The sequence below is a fragment of the Campylobacter sp. BCW_6873 genome (genome assembly GCF_001762365.1).
GTDB lineage: Bacteria > Campylobacterota > Campylobacteria > Campylobacterales > Campylobacteraceae > Campylobacter_D > Campylobacter_D jejuni.
The window spans coordinates 1-1,205 of the sequence record NZ_MJWS01000031.1; the positions used below are offsets into that span (position 1 = coordinate 1).

Consider the following 1,205-nt stretch of genomic DNA (forward strand, 5'->3'; position numbering starts at 1 on the left):
CCATTATAGTTTAAACTAAAATAGAAAGCTTCATTAACAGGAACGATAAAAGAAGTGCTTACAAATTTTTGTATTCTTGGTAAATCAAACTCATCACTTACTTTTATATTTCCAAATCTAGCCTCAGCTTCTACTTTAGGATTGATATTAAACTTAGCTCCAAGTTCTACTGAAGTTTTTAAATTAGGCAACCAATCTCTAAACCAAGTAAAGCTTGTTTTAGTAGAGAAAAGATTTAAATAGTTTGCATAGGTTCTTTCTCCATCCTTAACTGTTGCTTGTCCTATAGTGTCTTTCATAGAAAAAGCTTCAGTATAGCCTCCTTCATAAGCAAGACCTATTTCAGGGGAGAATATATCTTTATTAGAAATAAAATTCATACCTAAGGCTGTATTGACTCCATAAGCATAAGAATTAGGTTCAGCTTTAGCTTCATTATTTCCTATTTTTTTAGTTAAATCATTTTTAATCAAAGCAGCTTTACCTTGAGCTTTGATATAAACTTCTTGACCTTTTTCTGTAGTAAATAAGGTATTAAAGTATTTTAAACCTGCATAATAGGTTCTATTATTAATATCAAAATAAGTTGAACCCATTCTTGTATCTTCATAACCTGCATACACACCATATATTCCACTGTCTTTTAAAGTAGAATAACCTATAATGGTTCCTTTAGTGTGTCCTTTACTTTCTTCATTTAAAGAAAGTTCAACATTCTGTGAAGAAGTATAAGGAAGGATGAATAAAGAATGTTCTTTATTAGAACCATAGCTTCCATTATTTAAATCACTCTTTATATAATCACTTGCATCTGCATATAAATTACCCTTTTCAGACATAGCAATGCTTTGAGATTTACTTGAAGAAGCTAAAGCAAAAGTTTGCATAGAATTACCCATAACATTGTCTATAAAGGTAGATCTTCTTGTAGTAGTAGAGATTAAAGATCTAAAGGTTGCACCTGATATGGAAGCATTAAGATTAAAATCTGTAGTAAGCTTTCCTGTTATTGGATCAAAGCTTAAAGATATTTCTCCACCTCCATTGGTTCCTATATTGCCAATATTGCCTTGATTAACACCTGAGATGATATTGTTTATATTGCCTAATTCATCAAGATTAACATTGCTTTGATCTACAGTGATGTTTTCTACTTTTACATTATCTTTACCACTTCCACCTACAACCACAGTGTCTAATTTACC

1 protein-coding gene is annotated in these 1,205 nt (G+C 30.7%); it reads right to left on the minus strand.

Features of this window, described 5'->3' with window-relative positions; translation table 11 throughout:
* A partial coding sequence (locus AJ932_RS01495; RefSeq protein ID WP_261660042.1) for an autotransporter outer membrane beta-barrel domain-containing protein occupies positions 1–1,205 on the minus strand: 1,205 nt, incomplete at both ends.